General features: G+C 62.9%; 7 protein-coding genes. 1 reads left to right on the forward strand and 6 read right to left on the reverse strand.

The window, feature by feature from the left end:
• Positions 1 to 16: 16 nt before the first annotated feature.
• The 5 genes from FQ192_RS08575 to FQ192_RS08600 all read right to left on the reverse strand — a co-directional run bounded on the left by FQ192_RS08575 (position 17) and on the right by FQ192_RS08600 (position 5,843).
• A complete protein-coding gene (locus FQ192_RS08575; RefSeq protein ID WP_149658211.1) occupies positions 17 to 1,747 on the reverse strand; it encodes a fumarate reductase/succinate dehydrogenase flavoprotein subunit in 1,731 nt (576 codons plus the stop codon).
• Positions 1,744 to 2,496, reverse strand: coding sequence for a GntR family transcriptional regulator (locus FQ192_RS08580; protein ID WP_149658212.1), 753 nt, complete (start codon positions 2,494 to 2,496; stop codon positions 1,744 to 1,746). Before FQ192_RS08580 ends, FQ192_RS08575 begins: the two co-directional genes overlap by 4 nt.
• A gap of 281 nt (positions 2,497 to 2,777) precedes the next feature.
• On the reverse strand, positions 2,778 to 3,746 hold the full coding sequence (locus tag FQ192_RS08590) for a Gfo/Idh/MocA family protein (protein WP_149658213.1): 969 nt from the start codon (positions 3,744 to 3,746) through the stop codon (positions 2,778 to 2,780).
• Positions 3,747 to 3,763: 17 nt separating this feature from the next.
• Positions 3,764 to 4,651, reverse strand: coding sequence for a Dyp-type peroxidase (locus tag FQ192_RS08595; RefSeq protein ID WP_149658214.1), 888 nt, complete (start codon positions 4,649 to 4,651; stop codon positions 3,764 to 3,766).
• 163 nt (positions 4,652 to 4,814) lie between these two features.
• Positions 4,815 to 5,843: an AraC family transcriptional regulator gene (locus FQ192_RS08600; protein WP_149658215.1), complete on the reverse strand. Its 1,029-nt coding sequence runs from the start codon at positions 5,841 to 5,843 to the stop codon at positions 4,815 to 4,817.
• A 205-nt stretch (positions 5,844 to 6,048) separates the two neighbouring features.
• Here FQ192_RS08600 and FQ192_RS08605 point away from each other — a divergent pair, with 205 nt between their 5' ends.
• Positions 6,049 to 6,999: a transporter gene (locus tag FQ192_RS08605; RefSeq protein WP_149658216.1), complete on the forward strand. Its 951-nt coding sequence runs from the start codon at positions 6,049 to 6,051 to the stop codon at positions 6,997 to 6,999.
• A gap of 206 nt (positions 7,000 to 7,205) precedes the next feature.
• Here the strand turns inward: FQ192_RS08605 and FQ192_RS08610 are convergent, their stop codons facing one another.
• The gene (locus tag FQ192_RS08610; protein ID WP_149658217.1) at positions 7,206 to 19,670 is read right to left on the reverse strand and encodes a filamentous hemagglutinin family protein; all 12,465 of its coding nucleotides are present in this window, start codon (positions 19,668 to 19,670) and stop codon (positions 7,206 to 7,208) included.
• Positions 19,671 to 19,724 lie beyond the last annotated feature (54 nt).

The following is a 19,724-nucleotide window of genomic DNA, read 5'->3' on the forward strand; positions in this document are numbered from 1 at the left end:
TCTCTTATAGTCAGGCTCAGGCCGCAAACGCGCCGACCCGCAGCCGGTCGTAGGCCTGCATTTCTTCGGCATCAAGCGGGATGATGTAAGGCTCGACGGCTTTCTTGAAACTGGTCATCCGGCCGTCGTCGCCCTTCTTCAGGTGGCAATGGCAGAACCAGTCGCTGTCGTTGCGTTGCGGGTGGTCAACCCGATAGTGGTAAAGCCCCCAGCGACTTTCGGCGCGGAACAACGAGGCGCGGGCGGCCATTTCGGCGCAGTCGCGGATCATGCTGACTTCCATGGCACGCATCAGTTCGTGGGGGTTGTGGGCCTTGATCTGATCGAGGTCGCGCTGGATATCGCTGAAGCGTTGCAGGCCGATTTGCATCTTCTTGGTCACTTTCGGCGGTTGCAGGTAGTCGTTCACGAAACGGCGCAGCTTGTATTCGACTTGCGCGGGCGGCAGGCCGTGTTCGCGGTCCAGCGGTGCGTAGACCCTCTGCTTTTCCGTCTCGATCTGCTGGGCATCGACCGCTGAAAACTCCCGTCCGGCGACAAAATCTGCGGCGTTGGTGCCAGCAAACCAGCCATAGGTGAACGCGCCGAGCATGTAGTTATGCGGCACTGCCGCCATGTCGCCGGCCGAGTACAAACCCTTGACCGAGGTTTCAGCCCTCTCGTTGACCCACACCCCGGACGCCGAATGCCCACTGCAAAAACCGATCTCGGAGATGTGCATTTCAACCATCTGCGTGCGGTAGTCCGTGCCGCGATTGGCGTGGAACTGGCCGCGACTCGGGCGTTCGTTGCTGTGCAGGATCTCCTCGATGTTCTGGATGGTTTCCTCGGCCAGGTGATCGAGTTTGAGGAACACCGGGCCGTTGCCGCTTTCGAGTTCCTGGTGGAACTCCCACATCATTTGGCCGCTCCAGTAGTCGCACTCGATAAAACGCTCGCCCTTGTTATTCGCGGTGTAGCCACCCAACGGACCGGTGACGTAGGCGCAGGCCGGGCCGTTGTAATCCTTGATCAGCGGGTTGATCTGGAAGCATTCGAGGTTCGCCAGTTCGGCCCCGGCGTGATAGGCCATGGCGTAACCGTCGCCGGCGTTGGTCGGGTTTTCGTAGGTGCCCATCAGGTAGCCCGAGGACGGCAGGCCCAAACGCCCGGCGGCACCGCAGGCGAGAATCACAGCCTTGGCCTTGATCACATGGAAGTCGGCGGTGCGGCAATCGAAGCCCATCAGGCCGTTGACCGTGCCCTCTTCGTCCGTGAGCAAACGGGTGCAGACCACGCGATTGGTGATGCTGACCCGCGCGCGTTTCAACTGGCGATAGAGGACTTTCTTGATGTCGTGGCCTTCCGGCATCGGCAGCACGTAGGCGCCCATGTGGTGGACCTTTTTCACCGCGTAGTCGCCGGTTTCGTCCTTCTCGAACTTCACGCCCCAGCGGTCCAGTTGCTCGATGGTTTCGAAGCTGTGGGTCGCGTAGGCGTACACCGCCGCCTGATTGACGATGCCGTCGTTGGCGATGGTGATTTCCTTGGTGTACTGCTCCGGCGTCGAGTGGCCGGGGATGATCGCGTTGTTCAGGCCGTCCATGCCCATGCTGATCGCGCCGCTGCGCTTGACGTTCGCCTTGTCGATCAGCAACACGCGCAAGTCGCGGTTGCGCTCCTTGGCCTTGATCGCCGCCATCGGGCCGGCGGTGCCACCGCCGATCACGACGATGTCGTATTCCTGTTCCAGAGTCGTTCGGGTCATGCCTGATCCCCTTTTTGCCGGTCGATCCGCAAGCGGTACTGGAAGGCATCGCCACGGTAGTAAAGGTGTTCGAAGTCCACCGGAACGCCAGCGGCATCGTGGGTCAGGCGCTCGATGCGCATGATCGGCGAGCCGGGTTCGACGTTCAGGGCCTGGGTCAGGTCGCTGTCGGCCAGCACCGCGTCGATGGCCAGGTCGGCGTGGCCGAGAGCGAGGCCGCAGTCGTTTTCCAGGATCAGGAAGATGTCGCGGGTGACCAGGTCAGCCTTCTCCAACCGCTCGCCGATGGCTTTGGGCAGGTAGGTGATTTCCAGGGAGATCGGCTCGCGGTTGATCAGGCGAACCCGTTTGATCTGCGCCACGGTTTCGCCTTCAGCGACCTGTAAACGCTCGGCGACCAGTTTGTCGGCGGCGATGAATTTGAAACTGCGCAGGCGGTTGATCACCTCGTAGCCGCGACCGGTCATGGACTCGGCCAGACCTTGCAGGGTGCTGACGTTCTGGAAAGTCTTGGGCTTGGCGACGAAAGTGCCTTTGCCGTGGATCTTGAAGATCAGGCCTTCTTTCTGCAGATCACCAAGTGCCTGGCGCACGGTGATGCGGCTGACTTTGAACAGGGCGCCGAGTTCGCTTTCGGATGGCATCTGGCTGTCTTGCGGGTATTCGCCGTCGAGGATGCGGCTGCGCAGCACGTCGCGCAGTTGGGTGTGCAAAGGCACGCTGCTGAGGGATAGAACGTTATCGGTCATCTGAGATCACTTGTTATAACGAGTCATGACGTGATCTTAGAGAGGTCGTGCGGGGGTTGAGAAATATTGTTTATGCATAAGGTTAGAGCTGAGTGCCATCTGTCCTTGTGGCGAGGGAGCTTGCTCCCGCTCGGCTGCGCAGCAGTCGTAAAACCTGAGCACGCGGTATGTCTGATGGATTGGGGTTGTTGGGTTTGGGGCTGCTTCGCAGCCCAACGGGAGCAAGCTCCCTCGCCACAGGAAATCAACTGCCACAAAAGCCTGCGATCTTTTGATCTTGATCAGCCGCGCTTGAGAATCCGGTCCATCACCCAATCAGTCTTCAGCGCCTCTTCAGCCACCGCCGGGTGCCGCGCCTCACCCCGGATATGCGCGTTCATGCCCAGCACGTGATGCCACTGGATATGCTCGTGATGGGCAATGTCCAGGCTCAGGGTTTCATCGGCTTCGAGCACCACCGGATGCTCATCGAACACCGCAAAACTGATCCGCCCCTTACTGCCAATCACCTCGACCCGATCCTCACGCCGGTCCGCGACAAAATTCCAGCAGCCCATGCCCAGTGCCCCGCTGGCAAAGCGCCAACTGGCGCTGACCGCATCTTCCGCCGCGTACAACCCGGCCTGTTGTGCGGTAAACCCGGCGACGTCGACGATGTCGCCGAGCAGGTACTGGAACAGATCAAAGCCATGGCTGGCCAGGTCGGCAAAGTAACCGCCGCCGGCAATCACCGGGTCGGTGCGCCAGTTGTTGGTGCCGCCCAGATCCGCCGGAGAAGGGGCCTTGGTCAGGGTCCAACTCAGGTGCCGGACCTCGCCGATCCGCCCCGCCGCCAGCCATTGCCGCACCTGCTGGAAACGCGGCAACGAGCGACGGTAGTAGGAGACGAACAGGTGCAGCCCGGCATCGGCGAAGACCTTTTGCATCTCACGGCTTTGCCTGGCATTCAGCGACATCGGCTTTTCGACGCAGCAATGTTTGCCGGCGGCCGCCACCATCAGTGCGTAAGCGCGGTGACTGTCCGGTGGCGTGGCGATGTACACCGCGTCCACCTCGGGGTCGTTGATCAGCGACTGAGCATCGGTGTAGACCCGGGCGATGCCGTGGCGCGCGGCGTAGTCGGTCACCGCCTCCTGCCGTCGCCCCATCACCGCCACCAGCGCCGAACCGGGTGCCTTGTAGAAGGCCGGCCCGCTCTTGCGTTCGGTGACATTCCCACAACCAATCATGCCCCAGCGCACCACGTTCATAGTCACTCCTTGATGGTTTAGCCCATGCGCAATGCGCGCAGGTCCAGATGGCCGTCCTTGATCGGCGGACACCAATAATAGCCGCCCGTGATCGGCCGGCTGATGCGATACAAACCGTCGGTAATGCCGTCTTCCAGACCGCTCATGCGCCGCAGTTGCGCTTCGAAGGCATCGAGGGAAAAGCCGAACGCGAGGAACATCAGACCGGCGCGGTCGCCTTCGATCCACGGCATCGAGCGGCGCACCACGAAGGCTTCGGGGGCGAAGCTTTCCTGGGCGGTGCGTTTGACGTGGGCGGAGATCGGCGCGTCGTCGAGTTCTTCGTTGTCGCTCAGGCGACGGCCCATGATGTTGTCCGTCTCGTGGGACGGCAGCGCGCGGAAACCCTTGAGGTCGTGCTGCCACTGTTGGATCGCGGCGAAGCTGCCACCGACCGTGCCATCGGCGCCGTTGCTGACCAGCGCGGCGGCCACGGCGGCTTCGTCGTGGGGGTTTTCGGTGCCGTCTTCGTAACCGGTCAGGTCGTGGCCGGTGAGATGGCGGAAGGTTTCGTTCATCTGCACCAGGCGAAACGCCGGGGCCAGCGCGGCTTCGATGGCGGTGCTGCGGTTGAGCAATTCACCGCGGTCGACGCCGTGCAGCCAGCACCACAGCGCGTGCTGGGTCGATGGGTTATCGACGCCGACGCCGGTCATGGCCGGGAACGCGCGCAGGCCTTCGATCTGGCCGTGCAGGGCCTTGACCAGGGATTCACCGAAACCGACCACCGCCGATTGGCCGTCCACCAGGTGCATCAACTTTTCGAGCGCGGCCGGCAGCGCGGCGGCGGATTCGAGGGCGAAGAACATATGACGGGCTTGAGGCGGAACAGGGGTGGCGAGAATGCCCGGCTGGTAGTAACTCATATGAACTCCTTGGGAAAGAAGCGCGGAGTTTAACCGGGGCAAAGGCTGTTGTGTGCTTTCAGGTCAAAAGTTCACCCGTAGGAGCAAAGCTTGCTCGCGATGGCGCCCTTGAAATCGCCATCGCGGGCAAGCCTTGCTCCTACAGGGTTGGGCGGCGCCCGATTTATGAGCTGATCCGAAACGCCGTCGGACTCATCCCCGTCCAGCGCTTGAACGCCCGGCGAAAGCTGCGCACGTCGCTATACCCGACTTCTTCGGTAATTCGCTCGATCGACATCTCCGGGTTGGCCAGCAGACTCAAGGTCCTCGCCTGGCGCACCTGCTCCAGCAATGTCTCGAACGTCAACGCATGTTCAGTCAGGCGCCGCCGCAACGTCCGGCTGCTCATGTTCAAATCGCCGGCAATCTTTTCGATATGGCTGCCCCGCGTCAGGTCCCGGGCAATCGCCCGTTCCACCGCCTGGATCAGGTCGATTTTCTGATGCACCTGCGCCGCTTCCAGTTCCAGCAACTTGACGGCCTGACGCAGCGCCAACGAATGGTGATTGGGCAGGCGCACATCCAGCCAATGCGCGGCAATCACCATGCGGTTTTGCAGGCAACCGAAACGCACATCCGGCCCGAGCAAGCGCTGGTATTCCGCGAGGTAATCCGGTGCGGCATGCACAAACTCCACCGCCATCGGTTTGAAATCGGCACCGACCAAGGCCCGCCCGTACACCAACAGGCTGGCGAAGAACTCTTCCACCGCAAACAACTGCACATCGGTAAACGGCAGGCGGCATTCGATGTCGACAAACACCCGGTCGCCCGACTCCTCCACGCTCGACACCACGATGCCGCCAGAGGTGTGCTGGTGGCGGATGCCCAGTTCAAAGGCGTCGCGCAAGGTCTTGCACAGCGACAGCACATGGCCCAGCAAACCGAGGGTGCCCAGCACGTTCTGCGCGCCAACCCACAAGCCGAGCCCGCGATTGGGCAGCACTTTGAGCGCGCGCTGGATCATCGCCACGGCTTGTCGGTAGGAAATGCGTTGGGCCGGATCCTGGAGGTCTTCCAGGGTGAAGCCCAAACCTCGGCAGAGACTCTCGGGATTAACCTGGTTGAGCTCGGCCACTTCGGCCAGGGTTTGCAACAGGAATGGCGAAACCAGCGCCAGTTCGTAGGTAGGGTCGACGACTTTCATTTGCATGGCGCAAGACATCCCGGAGCAGGCTGAATTCTTATTTTTGTTACCGGTTATGTCGAAAGAACTTAGCACAGGGTTTTACGGCTGTCCGCAGAAGTCCCCCTACGTGGCCGCCAATACCCTGCCCGGCAAGGCCTGAACCGCTTATTTCTATGCAACGGCCCGCGCGGCCGGCGGTGCGTCCCTAACAATAATAATGAGTACACCCATGAACCCGACCCGCACGACATTCTGCTTGCGCCTGGCCGTCAGCCTGGCCGGTGTGTTTGCCATCCACTTGCCGGCGCTCGCCACCGAGGCGGGCGTGGACAACATTGGCCCCGGCACCGATGGCTTCTTCATGCTGCCGCTGGAGGTGGACAGCCTCCCGGACAACATGGTGGCCTTCAACGTTTACTACAACCATTACAAATCCACGAAGCTGAACATCAGCTCCCTCGGCGGCAAAGTGCCGAAGGTCGATATCGAATCCACCGCCGTGATCCCGCGCCTGGATTATTTGAGCCCCGTGCGCATTTTCGGCGGACGGTTGGCCGGTTACATCGCCCAGCCCTGGCTGAAGCAGGAAGTCTCGGTGTTCGGCTTGCAGGACACCCGCGAAGGCATGGGCGACACCACCGTCGCACCGATCATCCTGTGGGACATGGGCAAAAACCTGACCCTCGGCGCCGCCGTGGAAATCACCGTGCCGACCGGCGAATACAGCGCCGATCGCCTGGCCAACACCAGCAACAACTTCTACACCTACAAACCGCTGTTCTCCTTCACCTGGCTGCCGACGGAGCGCACCGAGCTGTCGATGAAGACCACTTACAGCTTCAACGAAAAGAACAAGGACACCGACTACAAGTCGGGGCAGATTTTCCACTTCGATTATTCCGCCAGCTACAAGATCACCGACAACCTGATGCTTGGCTTGAACGGCTACTACCTCAAGCAAACCACCGACGACAAACAGTTCGGCCGCACCGTGCAGTTCAACGGCGAAGACGTCAACGACGGCGTGCGCGGCCAGGTGTTCGCCATCGGCCCGGCGCTGCACCTGACCTTCCTCAAATACGCCAGCGCGGAGATTCGCTGGGCCAAGGAATTCGACGTGGAGAACCGGCCGGAAGGCGAAATGCTGTGGGCGAAGATCAGCATTCCGTATGCGTTTTGACGGGCAACCACCTCATCCCCCTGTAGGAGCAAAGCTTGCTCGCGATAACGGTTTCGCAGTCAGCATTGATGTTGGCTGACACGACGCCTTCGCGGGCAAGCCTCGCTCCTACACGGGGTCGGCGGTTTATACGAATGCTGTGTTCGACGCGATCCCTGTAGGAGCGAGGCTTGCCCGCGAAGAGGCCCTCACAGCCACAGCGCCATCTACAAGGTCAATTGCCCCCGCTCCTCCTCCGTCAATTGCTGCCGCGCCTGTTCATCCAGCGCCCCGGCGCCCAGGACTTGCACCGGGCTGTCGGGGTTGTACCCCTTGGTCGGTGCCAGACTCGCGCCATCGCGCGAGGGGGCCAGTTGTTCCGAGCCAAAGCTCAAGACCTGCACGGTGAACACCGACGCCTGGTTCTGTCGCGCCGCTGCCTGCTGCTGACGCGCCACGTCTTCTGCCGCCTGGGTGGCCGATGACGCCGCCGAACTGGCCGACGTAATGGCCCCGGTATTGACCGAAGCACTGACCGGCACCCCGGATGACTTGCCCTGGGTCTGAATGTTCGCCGCGTTGACCACAGTCAGCGCGGCGATGTTGACGTTGCCCGATACCCGGATCCCCGCCTCGCCGGCATCGATGGTGCCCAGCGGCGCAATGAGGTCGATGTCCCCCGGCGCCACTTCCGGAATCGGATTCAACGTCGCGATCCCCGCGCCAGTGCTCGGCACAGACGGCGACAGGGTCACGTTGCCCCAGGTGTCGTAGACGCGTTTCGGTGGGGTGTACACCACGGTGGTTTTCGAGCCGCGCCCGGCGTTGATGTCGCCCTGGGCCGACCAGCCGAAAATCGAACCCCCGAACGTGGTCATGATCCGGCTCTGGCCCAGCAGAATACTGTCCTGGGCATACAACTGAATGTCACCGGAACCCTGGGTGATCACCCCCGCCGTGGACGGCGGCGCCGCGCCTTCGATGCCGTAGATCTGCCGTCCGCCCGGCGTCAGCACCTGGATGTCGCCACCGAAATCGGTGTGAATGCCCGCTCCGCCATAGAGCGTGACGTCGCCGTCGTAATTGATCGTATTGCCGGCCACGTCCTTGGTCGGGAACAGGGCGGCAATCGCCTCGCGACCTCGCGCATAACTGCCACTGCGAGTGGCGCCGACGGTGTTGTATTCGCGCCCGCCGGCCTTGAGTTCGGCGAAGTAGATCTGGCGAGCGAAGACCCGTTGCTGCTCGGCCGGCAGGGCCGCGAAATAAGCGGCCACCTGTTTGTCATCCCCGATAAAACCAAAGCGTTCGGTCAACCACTGCGCCAATTCGGCGCTGTAGTTTTTGATCGCACCCTGCCCCAGGTACCGACTCAGCAAGCCTTGGTAGTTCGGCCCTTGAGTCCCGGCGCCGACGGTCAGCGAAATCGATGCACCCCCCTCGTTGACCGAGGAACGGGCATCAACATGGCCGATGCTGTTAAAGCCACCCTCCTGATACACCTGGCCCACACCCGAGCCGGCGCCATACAGATTGCGGCCGGCGGTCACTTCCAGCAAACCGGGGCCGGCGATGTTGAACGTGCTCAGGCGAATATCGCGCCCGGCTGAAACGATGGAAATATCATCGGCCCGGCTATGGACGATCAGGTTGCCGGTGGATCGGCCACCCGCGTGGCGGACGGTAGCCGGTACAAGCGTGTATTGATCCAGGGGCACACCGGAATTGACAATGTCCCGGCCGGCCATGATCCGGACCGGACCACTGCCCTCATAGCGGACTTGGTTATCTGTCTCCGTAAAACGCAGGATTTCCCCCGTACGCAAACCGATGATGTCGCCATTGATGGCATAGAAACGCACAGGCTTGCGGTCCGGCCAGGCCATGTTGGTGTAGGTGTTGGCGCCAAAGGTGAACAGCGGGAACCTGTTGAATTCGGAGTCGTAAACATCTGCACTGAAGTTGTTATAGCCGACACCCCCGAACGAATTGGTCCCTACGAACACCGGGTTGAACGGTGTGGGGATCCGCGCCGGATCGGCCCCTGATTGTGTCACCGCATAACCGCCGGCGTAGATCGAGTCGCTGGCAATCAATTGCAGTTCGGCATTGGCCGAAGGCGCCGTCATCAATGAATATGTCGATGAATCGCCATCGCCGCTGAGGCCGAATGCCGAAGATCCATAGTAAAGACTGCCATTGGCCGCCACCGCACGCAGGATCGATGGATAGAACATACGTCCGCCAGCGCCGGGTGTATTGAGGCTCGGGTTGATTTCAGTCTTCAGGAACGGCGTCAGGTTGCCGCCCGCGCTGAACAGATCGATCGCGGTGTTCGGCGTCCACAATGAGAAACCGCTGTAACCGCCTCCGTCATGAGGAGCACCGGATGCGTCGGTGTAACCCGTCGAGTTTTTCATCTCCAGGCGTCCGGCGTCACCCACGCCATCGAGTACCAGATCGCCACGGCTATTCAACTGGACGCCAGCATCTGCGGCCACCACCGTCAGACCGCCTTGTGCAGTGGCCAAGGTTGCGGTGTAGGCGTCATAGGCCCTGGATTCTTTGGAGTTTTGAACCGCACTGCCACTGCCATATTTCAGTTGCAGTGCCCCTACCGCGCCGGCCTGCAATTGCACTGCGCCCCGCAGGTTGACCAGCGTGCCCTTCAGGTCGGCGGTCGAGCCGTTGGCGGCGGCAAGCGCCGACGCCGACGGATTAAGTCGACCACCAATGCGCACCTGCATGTCACCACCGCCGGTCAAGACCAGGCTGCCATCATCGCTAACTCGGCCGGTGCTGCCCACGGCCAGCGTAATGCCCTGGCTGCGCTGCACTTCGGAAGCGACTGTCGTACCACTGTAGCCCAGTAGACCGGCGTCACCCGCGGCGCTGATGTCGAGGTTACCGCCGCCCAGCGTACCGATGCCGGTAAAGCCTGCCAGTGCCGGATCACCACTGGATTGCGCGACAAAGGTGCCAAAGTTGATCCACCAGGCCGTCGGGATGTCCGAACCATTGCCCATGCCCTGGCGCCACAACCAGTTGCCGACCGCCGCCGATGCCAGCTGTGGGCGCAGCGTGTCTCGACCTCCGTTCATGTGCCCCAGCGTATCGCCTTGCAATTGCCCCCCCGCGTTCAACCGCAGGTTACCGCCCTGCTCCGGATACCAGGCTTGATACGCCGCGCCTTGGGTCAAGGGTTCATAAACGTTGGCATCGACGCCCAGCACCGTGCCATCGGACCCGCGACCACGGGCCTGCTGATACGGGTCACTCGCGCCGCTGGCCAGCGTGGCCGATGGGGTGCCCGCCGTGTACACGCCGAACAGCGATTGCATGTTGAAGTCGCCGGCGCTCAGCAGGTCCAGATCACCGGTACCGGTGCGCAATACGCTGAATAGCTGCGTGCTCGGGGTGGCGACAGTGCGCGCAGGCTCCTCAGGCACCGGCACCTGGACGCACCAGTCTGGAATGTCGGTGCAGAAAGCGAGGTCCTGATCGCCGACCGGTGTGCCCGGCTCCGCATACGGATTGTCCGGTGCCCACACCCAGACCATTTTCGGAGGTGCGGGTACGCACCAGCCGGGAACGGCGTCGCACAGGTACAGGTCTTCCTCGGAAACGGGCGTGCCCGGGTCGGCATAGCCGTTGTCATCGCTCCAGACCATGCCGGTGCCGGTGTGGCCACCGGTGGTCACTCGCTTGGCCATGTAGTGTGCGTCGGCCAGGCGCAAATGCCCTTCGCTGCCGTTCACCTGTGTGATGCGAGTGTCCGCGGCGTCGGTATCGGCCCCGGCCACCAGGCGCATCGACCACGACAACGAACCGTCCGGCAGCATCGTCGCCACCGCCCAGTTGCGGCCCTGTTGCCCGTTGACGCCGGGGCGCAACTCGATCAGGTCGGTGCCCTCGGCCAACTTGACGTTGGTTTCGGCGGGAATCAAGCCACCGATGGGCAAGGTATTGGCGCCTGATTGCACCAAACCGGTGTCCGGCAACTTCACGCCTTTGGGCCAGACCCCGGACTTCACCGCAACGGCCACCGTGAAGCGGCTGCCGGCGTCCAGGCGCGTGTCGGCCGGCAAGGTCACGGCATCTTTGAGTAACGTCCCGGCGGCGTACAACACGTTGCCATTACTGTCGCGCACGGCGGCGCTGAGCAAGGTGCCGGCCGCCAGGTTCAGCGGAGCCTCCAACACCAAAGCGTTGGGCAACAGGGTGCCAGCCGTGAGGGTCATGGCCTTGAACGGCAGGTCATAGTTGAGCACGCTGCCTGCCGGGTACTGGGTGCCATCGGCCAGTTCGACGCCGCTGAGCGGTACCACCAGGTCACCACCGAAAGGCTGTTTGCCGGGAATTAACAGCCAGCCGTTACCGTCTGTGCGCTCGGCAGCAACCGTCGGATCAGGCGGCATGAAGCCATCGGTGACGCTGCCAAACACATCAAGATTGCCCCCGGCGCGAATCACCAGGCTGCCCGGTTCGCCGGAACCATAGACGCCAGTTTGCTGGCTGTGCGGATTGAGGCTGGCATAGCGGTAACCGGACAGGTCGACATCACCGGAAATCACCATGTCGCCATCCGCTGTCGCACTGACAATCTGCACACCGGGACGCAGGTGGAAGGCATCGGCGTAGGTGGCGTTGTTCAGCCCGGCGAGCTTGCCGTTGAGCAACGCCGGGTTGGCCAGCGCCGCGTCGATGAAGGTCGTGCTCTCAGTGTGCTTTGCATTGAGATAAGTCTGGTCGATCACCTGATACGGTTTGCCGTCAGCCCCCACACCCACGCCCAGCGGGGCATCGCTGTAACGTTGCACCGCATTGAGCACAATCGAACGCGCACCTTGAACGGTCAATGGACCTCGGGCGTCGATGTCGATGTCGCCCGCAGTCGCCGCCCCCAGGCGTCGAGCGTTGAGTTCGAGGGTGCCGCGCATCCGACCGTCATGTTGACCCGGCCCATTGCCGAGGGCGGCATCGGTACCGTGACGCAAGTCGATTCGTGCACCGCTGGCCAATACCAGCGGACCGTCCTGGGCGGTCAGCTCGACGATGGCGCGGTTCGGCGAGTCGATGATTTTGCCGGAGCTGTCCACCCGCAATTGCGTGCCATGGGCGTCCAGCACCGCGCTACCGGCCAGGGTCAGCCCGGTTTTGCCCGCCAGACGGATGCTGCCCACCTGCCGGCCGCTGGCGTCGATCGAGCCGAGCACCGTCAGGCTACCGTTGTCCACCGACACGTTGATTTCGTTAGCCTTGAGTTCATTACCGATCACCAGATCGCCACGCTTGATCTGGAAGCTGCGTGAGCCGAATACCTGGTCGCGGTTCAAGCGCTGGTTGAGCGTGGCGAAATCACCAACGCGCTGCGCACGGATATCCACCCCGCCCGCCGCGTATGGCACCCGTGTGCCGCCGGCGTTGTAGTCACCGCTGGCGCTGCCGAGGATCTGCCCTTGCAAGTCCACCAGACCTGCCGCGTCATTCAGGGCATAGGCGCTCAAGGTACCCGCGTAATTGTTACGCGCGCTCAGGTCAATGACCGACCCAGCGGCCTGGCGGATATTACCGGCCTGGCTCTTGAGGAGGACGTCACCGCCCCAGCTGTAGCGCACGACATCATTAAAAGTCAGCTCGCGGCCAGCCAGATCAAGCCGCGCCGCATCACCCAGGGTCAAGTCGCCGCGGCTGTCCAGGGTCAGCTTGCCGCTGGGCAGTCGCAAGGTGCTGTCGATGTACAGATTCTGGCCTTCAAGCGCCAGTTCCGCCCCCAGTGCCGACGCGTCGACGACCCCGGCATTCAGGCCAGCAATGCCCGAAACGGTAATCGCGCCCCCGGCCTTGATGCGGTTGACCGAACCGGCTTCGCCCGTCCACAACGGCGTGCTGACCCGCAGATCGCCGCCGCTGTAGGTGAAACCGCTGCCCGCGACGTAATCACCCTGTTTCTGATAGACGCGCAAGCCACCGGTATGGTTGGCGGTGATGCGCTGGGTCGCAGTGAGATTGACCTGATTGAAACCCAGGGTCAGACGCTGGCCGTCGTCGTTGTTAGCCTGGCTACTCGGCCCGTAACCGAACTCCAGGGTATCGACCAGGATATCCAGCAGACCGCTGCCGGTACCCGCGCCATTAGCAATCGGGGCGGCTGGCGACGTCGTGGTGCCGTTCCATACCAGGGTGCCGGTACGAATCGTCGCCCGGTCACCCGCCGCGCCATAACCGTAGATAGCCGGGGTGCCGAGCACCAGGCGCTGCAAGCGCGACTGGCCGTTCTGGTCGAGGGTACTGAGGTCGACGCTGTCGTAGAAATTCACCGAATCCCGGGCATTGAGCACCAGGTTTTCCAGGGCCGGCGCGCCTTTGCTGGTGTCACCCAGCAGCAACCGGTCGAGCACTTGCTGATTCAGCGTCAGGCCCTGGGGCAAGGCGTTGCGTTGTTGCGCGGCGGCCAACGCCTGGGCCGAACCGATGTTGACCCCGCCCACCGCCAGGATCAGGTTGCGCGTGCCGAAGCGCACCGAGTCATCCAGGCTGAAAGTGTTGTCGGTGGCAACGGTGATCGAACCCTCGGAGTACAGCTGCGTGGTGCCGGTGCAGGCCAGTGACGTGCACAGGCCGATCCGGACCGGACTGGGGCCCGTAAAGGAACCCGGTGCCGCGGTGGGCGGGAGCATATCAAGCCAGCCGTTCGACACCGCCAACAGGCCATTAGTACCCGGGTCATAAATGAAACCACTGCGTGAATCGTACGCAGCCTTGCCCTGCCCCAAGGTGTTAATGCCCGCGCCCTGCTCGATGACAATGCCGTCACCGGTTTTAGCATTCGCCACCAGGAACACTTCCCCTGCTTTTAAAGTCGCCCCTTGTCGCAGGTAAACATTCTGCAACTTGGCATCGAACGTCACCAGATTGCCGCCCTGGCCGTATCTCACACCCGGCACCGCACCGACGGCCAGTCGCGGCGCCTTGAGCGCATTCAATTCACTGTCGTAGATCGAAACCCCGGTGAAGTCCTGCGTTGCCGCTTGCCCCGCAGCCAACACTTCAAGCGAACCGCTGCCACCGCTGATGATTGCGACGCTACCTCCCAACCCATCCTTGCCCGGCGTAAAGTCGGCGCGCCCCTTGAAACTCAAGGTCTGCGCAGGGCCAGCGTTGGCGGCGTCATAGCTGAGCAACAAGGTCTTGCCGTCAGCCTCGATCGTTGGCCGTGGCACCCCCTTGAGCGCGGCATCGGCCTTGGCAAACGCGGCGTAGCCCGTTTCGTTGTACTGCGAGTAACGACGCAGCACATCGCCCGAGGTGACAATCACCTGGCCGGATATTGGATCGGCAATCCCGGTATTGGCGATCGACAAGCGGCCCGAAGTGGCCCATGAACCGTTGCGCATGGCCAGGCTCTTGCTCAAGGTACCGGCGCTGGCCAGACCATTGAGTTCGACACGGAACGCGCCGGGTAACAGCGCATAACTGGCTGGCATCAAGGTGTAGGTACCGGCCGGCAACCCCGGCACCCCGGCATCGAGGGTAATGCGCTGGCCGACGACCGGGTCGCGCACCCCGCGCTCACCCGCCAGCGGCGCATAGGCCGACGCATTACCCGGCACGATGGCGTACACCGGGTTGCTCGACAGCCCCGGCAACGTAAAGCGGCCATCAGCGCCGTTTTGCACCAACGGGTTGTAACGGGCATCCGTGGAACCGCCCCGGCCGGAAATGAACCCGGCGCCGGTCAATTCACCGCCACCGGACAGATCCAGCACCGCCCCCTCCTGCACATCGACCTGTGGGCTTTTCACTGAAATGCCCATGGTCAATATGCTGTTCCCAGCGCTGCCACCCACCCCGGTCAACTCGACGGTTTTGCCGTTGTATTGGTAGGTCAGGCCGTCGATCGTGCCGCCATACGGCATCAACAAGCCATTGCCGCTGACTGAAGTGAGGCTGCCGGGCAGGAACGACAAGGATTGCAGTACGTTGGTCTCGGCCCCCAGGGTCAACAGGCCGAACGGCGCCCTGATCACCCCGCCTTGTTGAATGTCGCCGCCGTCGAAACTTAACTGGCCAAATGCCGAATACGGCACGGCGGGTGCCGTGTCGGTGGTCCGGCCGATGGTCAGGGTCGATCGGTTGGTGGTCTGGGCTTTTGCCCTGGCACCAGTGACCGGGTAAAGCTGCGCGGCCAGCAAGTTGAGGTCGGCGTTGCTTTGCAGCACGGTCACCCCCCCGGCGTTGAGTGCCGAGGCACCGAGGAAGCGCAAGTCCCCGGCGCTGCGCAAGGTGGTTTGCGCGAAGCCGCGACGATCCACCAGGACACTTGGCCCCGAGTTTTGCTTCAGCTCACCATGGGCGCCGAACGTCACCTCATCGCGCACATCCAGCAGGTCAGCACTTAACAGCAATTGCGCCTGACTCTCGCGGGTAGACAATCCACCTTTCACGGTCGGCCGAGTGGCGACGTCCGTACCGATGGCCGCTGCCCCCGCCAGGCGCAAGTACGGCGCGTCCAACGACACGCGACTGTTGCTGGCGGCGTTTTCTGCCAGCGCCAACGAGCCGGCATACAGACTCAAGCTTTGTTTGAGGTTGAGGTTCACATCGCCGTCAAACGAAAGGATGCCGTTACTCAACAGCGACAGGTTGTCGAAACCGCTATCGACAACGCGCTGCACGTCCAGACGCCCCTGCCCATAGGGTAACGGCGCCGAAGGATCGGCGGCAGCACCAGGCCCTTGGGACAGGATCAGTTCCCGTGGAGCGCGTACGCCGTTGTCGATCGTTTTATTGAGGTACAACCCGGTTTCCAGCGCCACCGACAGACTGCCGCCCGCCACGCCGGCACCACCCGCCGCCGCGCTGAGCTGGCCGTCGATGATCAGGCCGTTGTTGGAGCTCAAGGCGATCTTGCCCCCGGCACCCGCGATTGACTGTGGTCCCTGGCCTCGAATATCCAGTTGCGCCTGCGCACCGTTGGCCAACAATCGTGAGCCCTGTTCCAGCACCACGAACAAATCCGGCGCCTTGGCGGTGCCCCCGTCGGCGTTGATTTCACTGCCGATGACAATGCTGCCGCCCGCCCCCACGCGGCCGTAACGTCGGCCCTGGGAATCGGTCGCCGTGACTGCCCGCGCCGACACGTCGATCAGGCCGCTGCTGCCCACGCGGATCGAACGCTGGTGCGCCGCCTCGTCCAGACCCGCATCAATGATGACCGGGTTAATCTGGCTCAGGCTTACCGAGCCGCCCCAAGCCTTGAGCTGACCGTTGACAGTCAACTGGCCGATACTGGCGAGGTTGATCGCCTGGCCCGGATCGACGCTCAGTACCGCGCCCTCTTCCACCATCAGACCGACGTTGGGCCGGTCAGCCAGGGGCGACAGCAGCGTACCGGCGTTCAAACCCAAGCCTGCACCACCGCGTTGAGTCAACACGCCCTTGACCGGATCTTCCTGATACAACGCTGGCGTCCAGACTTGCAGAAACTGCGCCACCGACGAACCGCCGGTGCCTTGCGCGTCCGGGCGCAGGTGATACACCGGGCGACTCACATCGACCTCGGCACCCGCCAGCACCGTCATGCCCTGGCTGCCGGTCACCTTGTACTGGGCGAAACCCTTGTTGAAGAAGTCCGCCGCCAGCACCAGGGTGCCATCCTCCACCGAACCGGCCGGGTGGCCGATTTGCACCTTGCTGGTCAGGATGTCCAGGAGGCCGGCACCGTCGACGCCATAGCCCGCCAGTTCCGCGCCGAGCAGCAATTGCCCAATGGCGTCGGCGTTGTCCAGCGCGCTCGCGGCGGTCGCATTCGCCGCCAGGGTAATGTCGCCGCCGCGACCACCGAGCAATGTGTTGTTGCTGAGCAAGGTCGCGCCCGACGACGCATCAATCCGACTGCCCTGCTCCAGGGTCAAGTCATCACTGCTGCGCAATGACACCAGGCCGCCCGAGCGCCAGGCCACCCCTTCACTTTCCACAGCACTCTGAGATTGATTACGCCACACGCCGCTGGCATCCAGCGTGACGCCCTTGGCCACCACCACGGACGCACGGCCGCCGGCGGGTGCAGCGAGCAAGGTGTCCTGGATCACACTGTCGCTCAGTTGCGTCAGCACGTTACCTACGCGAATGCTGCCACTGTGCGCGGTCAGGTCGGCGTTGACGTCAATGCGCGGGCCGTACAGGGTAATGTCGCCACCGGGGGTCACTTGCACGGCGCCGTCGACCACGATCCGGTCCTTGGCAGCGACTTTTATCGCGCCCAGCTCGAAGTCATTGAGCACGTTGCTGTTCAGCGACAGGCTGCCTTTACGGCCCTCGGCTACCCCATCGTTGAGACCGATGGCTTGACTGTCCGGGCCTTGTTCGTCGCCGAGGGTGACCTTGTCCAGCACCGCGCCCAATTGATAGTTCAGGGTGCCGGCGGTTTTCAGGTAACGCGGCACATAGCTGCCGATGACCAATTGTGCGCCACGGGCGGTACTGTTCTGGGATTGCTGATAACCGTCGAGCCCGGCCACCGGCGCCTGGGACTGGTGGTCGCCCTGAAAGGTCTTGCCCAGCAGTTCGCCGTCGAGCACGGCGTTTTTCGTCGCGACGATCAGTTGCCCGGCATCGCGGCCCACGGTGTAGCCGCTTTCGTAACGCTGGCGCGGAGCAATCAGCGGATTGTAGTAATAATCGGTCTGGCCCCAGCGTTCGCTATGGTCCTCAAACCCTTTGTAGACGCCGGTGTAGAGCAGATCTCCGGGAGCCTTGGACACCTCATGCAAACGCCCGTCGGCACCGCGTAGCCAGCTCTGCTTGATGTAACCGCTCTGCACATCGAAGGTGCCGCCCGACACGTTAATCAGCGAGCCTTTTTGCGTCACCAGGTCGTTGCCGGTAAACGCCAGGGTCCCGCCCTGGGCCATCCACTCACCGATGTCGTGACCCCGAGTGCCGAGGTAGCCGCCGACTTCCAGCAAGCCGCCGGCGGTGTACCAGCGGTCGTTGGCGTAGCCATTGACCCCGGCCGCCACATGCACCAGGTCGCGCACGTCGACCCAGACATCGGTGCTATTGAGCGCCCCACCCTCGCGATTGCCTGACGCATCGCGCTGTTCGTTGCCCTGAATGTTGACCTTGATGCTGTTGGATTCCATCGCCACTTTGACGCCGATACCACCGGACACATCGATGATCGCGCCATCGCGGACCAGGCTGCGCTGACCGGCGCTGACCGCGACCTGACCGCCGTTGGCCAGCACCATCGAACCGCCCTGGAAGTCCACGGTGCCACCGCTGACGATCTCTACACGCGACTGGTCGGTGCGGTCGGCAATTTTGCTCAGGTTGTCGAAACGCCCGGTGGCGTTGTTCGGCAGTAGACCGTTGAGGTTGTCGAGCGCCGCTTGACGCTGGCTGTCCAGCGCCGAGGAACCTTGCTCCAGCAAAATGGTGCTGACACTGCCCTGACCCAGGGTCACGCTGCCGGTGATGTCGCTGGCAGCATTGAGCAAATGAACAGTGCCGCGAGTGTCCGCCGAGGTGCTGGCCAGCAGCACGCCGTTTTGCCGGATCTGATGCCCGGTGAGGGTGATGTCACCGGTCGCCGCCTGGATGATCCCGCTGTTGATCACCGTACCGGCCAGGCTACCGGTCTTGAGGCTGGTGGCCACTTCATTACCGCGCGTGGTCGATTGCTGGTTGCCTGCGGTGCCCGTGCCACGGCGAATGTAAAAACTGTCGCCCGCCGCCAGGGTCGTTTGGCCTTTTGCGGTAACGAGGGTGCCATCGTTGTGCACGTCGCTGCCGAGCAACAGGGCGTAACCACCGGAATCCGTCGACGAACCGGCCGGCAGGGTTTGCAGCACGGCGCCGCGCTGCACCTCGACCTTGCCGAACGCATCGCGAAAGGTTGGCTGGGTGCCGTTGGTGTCCACGTACAGGCCATTTTTGCTGAACTGGTCATCGCTGATGGTCGCGGCGGCGGCCACCAGATTGCGCACGTTGACCTGGCTGCTGCCGCTGAACACGATGCCGTTGCGGTTGACCAGCATCACCGTGCCCGGTGCATTGATCTGACCGGCTATCACACTGGCGCGGGCGTTCGGGTCGTTGACCCGGTTGAGCACCGCCCAGTTCGCCTGTTGGCCGAACTCGACCGTGGTATCGCGCCCGACGTTGAAGGTTTCCCAGTTGAGGATCGCCTTGTCGGCGGTCTGCTCGATGCGCACGGTGGTCTTGCCGTCGGCCTGAGTCTGTCGCGGCCCGGTGGCGTTGGTCCAGCCACGGGTCAGCGGATTCTCGTCGACCTTCAGGCCACCCTCGCCCAGGCCGTTGGGCACACTCTGCGGCTGACCCAGGGCAAATTGACGCCCGGCTGCCTGTGCCGCTTGTTGCGCGGCAATCGCGGCCACGGTGTTGTTCAAGTTGTCGATCGAGCGCTTCAGCTGCTGATTGACCCGTTGCTGTTGCGCCAGCGGTGGCGGCCCGCCGGGCACCAGGCCACCGGGCCGTGCAGCACCACTGGCCTGGGCAGCGCCCTTGGCGGCGAACCAACTGGAACTGAACGCCGTGGCCGCGTCGGCACTGCCGGCGATCATCAGCAACGCAATGGCCTGGGCCAAGGGTTTCAAGCGCAACAGCGGGTGCTCCATCGAGCGCACAGGGACATTCAGATCAGGCGTGGTTTTACCGCGAGGCATCACTACTCTTCCTTTTGCAATTCTCGAAACAGGCTGCTGCAACGGCGGGCGTTG

Source organism: Pseudomonas sp. ANT_J12 (genome assembly GCF_008370045.1).
In the GTDB taxonomy this organism is placed as follows: Bacteria; Pseudomonadota; Gammaproteobacteria; order Pseudomonadales; family Pseudomonadaceae; genus Aquipseudomonas.

Bases quoted from the DNA above. Each gene is read 5' to 3' on its own strand.
- FQ192_RS08575 (WP_149658211.1), bottom strand. From the start codon at position 1,747: ATGACCCGAACGACTCTGGAACAGGAATACGACATCGTCGTGATCGGC.
- FQ192_RS08580 (WP_149658212.1), bottom strand. From the start codon at position 2,496: ATGACCGATAACGTTCTATCCCTCAGCAGCGTGCCTTTGCACACCCAA.
- FQ192_RS08590 (WP_149658213.1), bottom strand. From the start codon at position 3,746: ATGAACGTGGTGCGCTGGGGCATGATTGGTTGTGGGAATGTCACCGAA.
- FQ192_RS08595 (WP_149658214.1), bottom strand. From the start codon at position 4,651: ATGAGTTACTACCAGCCGGGCATTCTCGCCACCCCTGTTCCGCCTCAA.
- FQ192_RS08600 (WP_149658215.1), bottom strand. From the start codon at position 5,843: ATGCAAATGAAAGTCGTCGACCCTACCTACGAACTGGCGCTGGTTTCG.
- FQ192_RS08605 (WP_149658216.1), top strand. From the start codon at position 6,049: ATGAACCCGACCCGCACGACATTCTGCTTGCGCCTGGCCGTCAGCCTG.
- FQ192_RS08610 (WP_149658217.1), bottom strand. From the start codon at position 19,670: ATGCCTCGCGGTAAAACCACGCCTGATCTGAATGTCCCTGTGCGCTCG.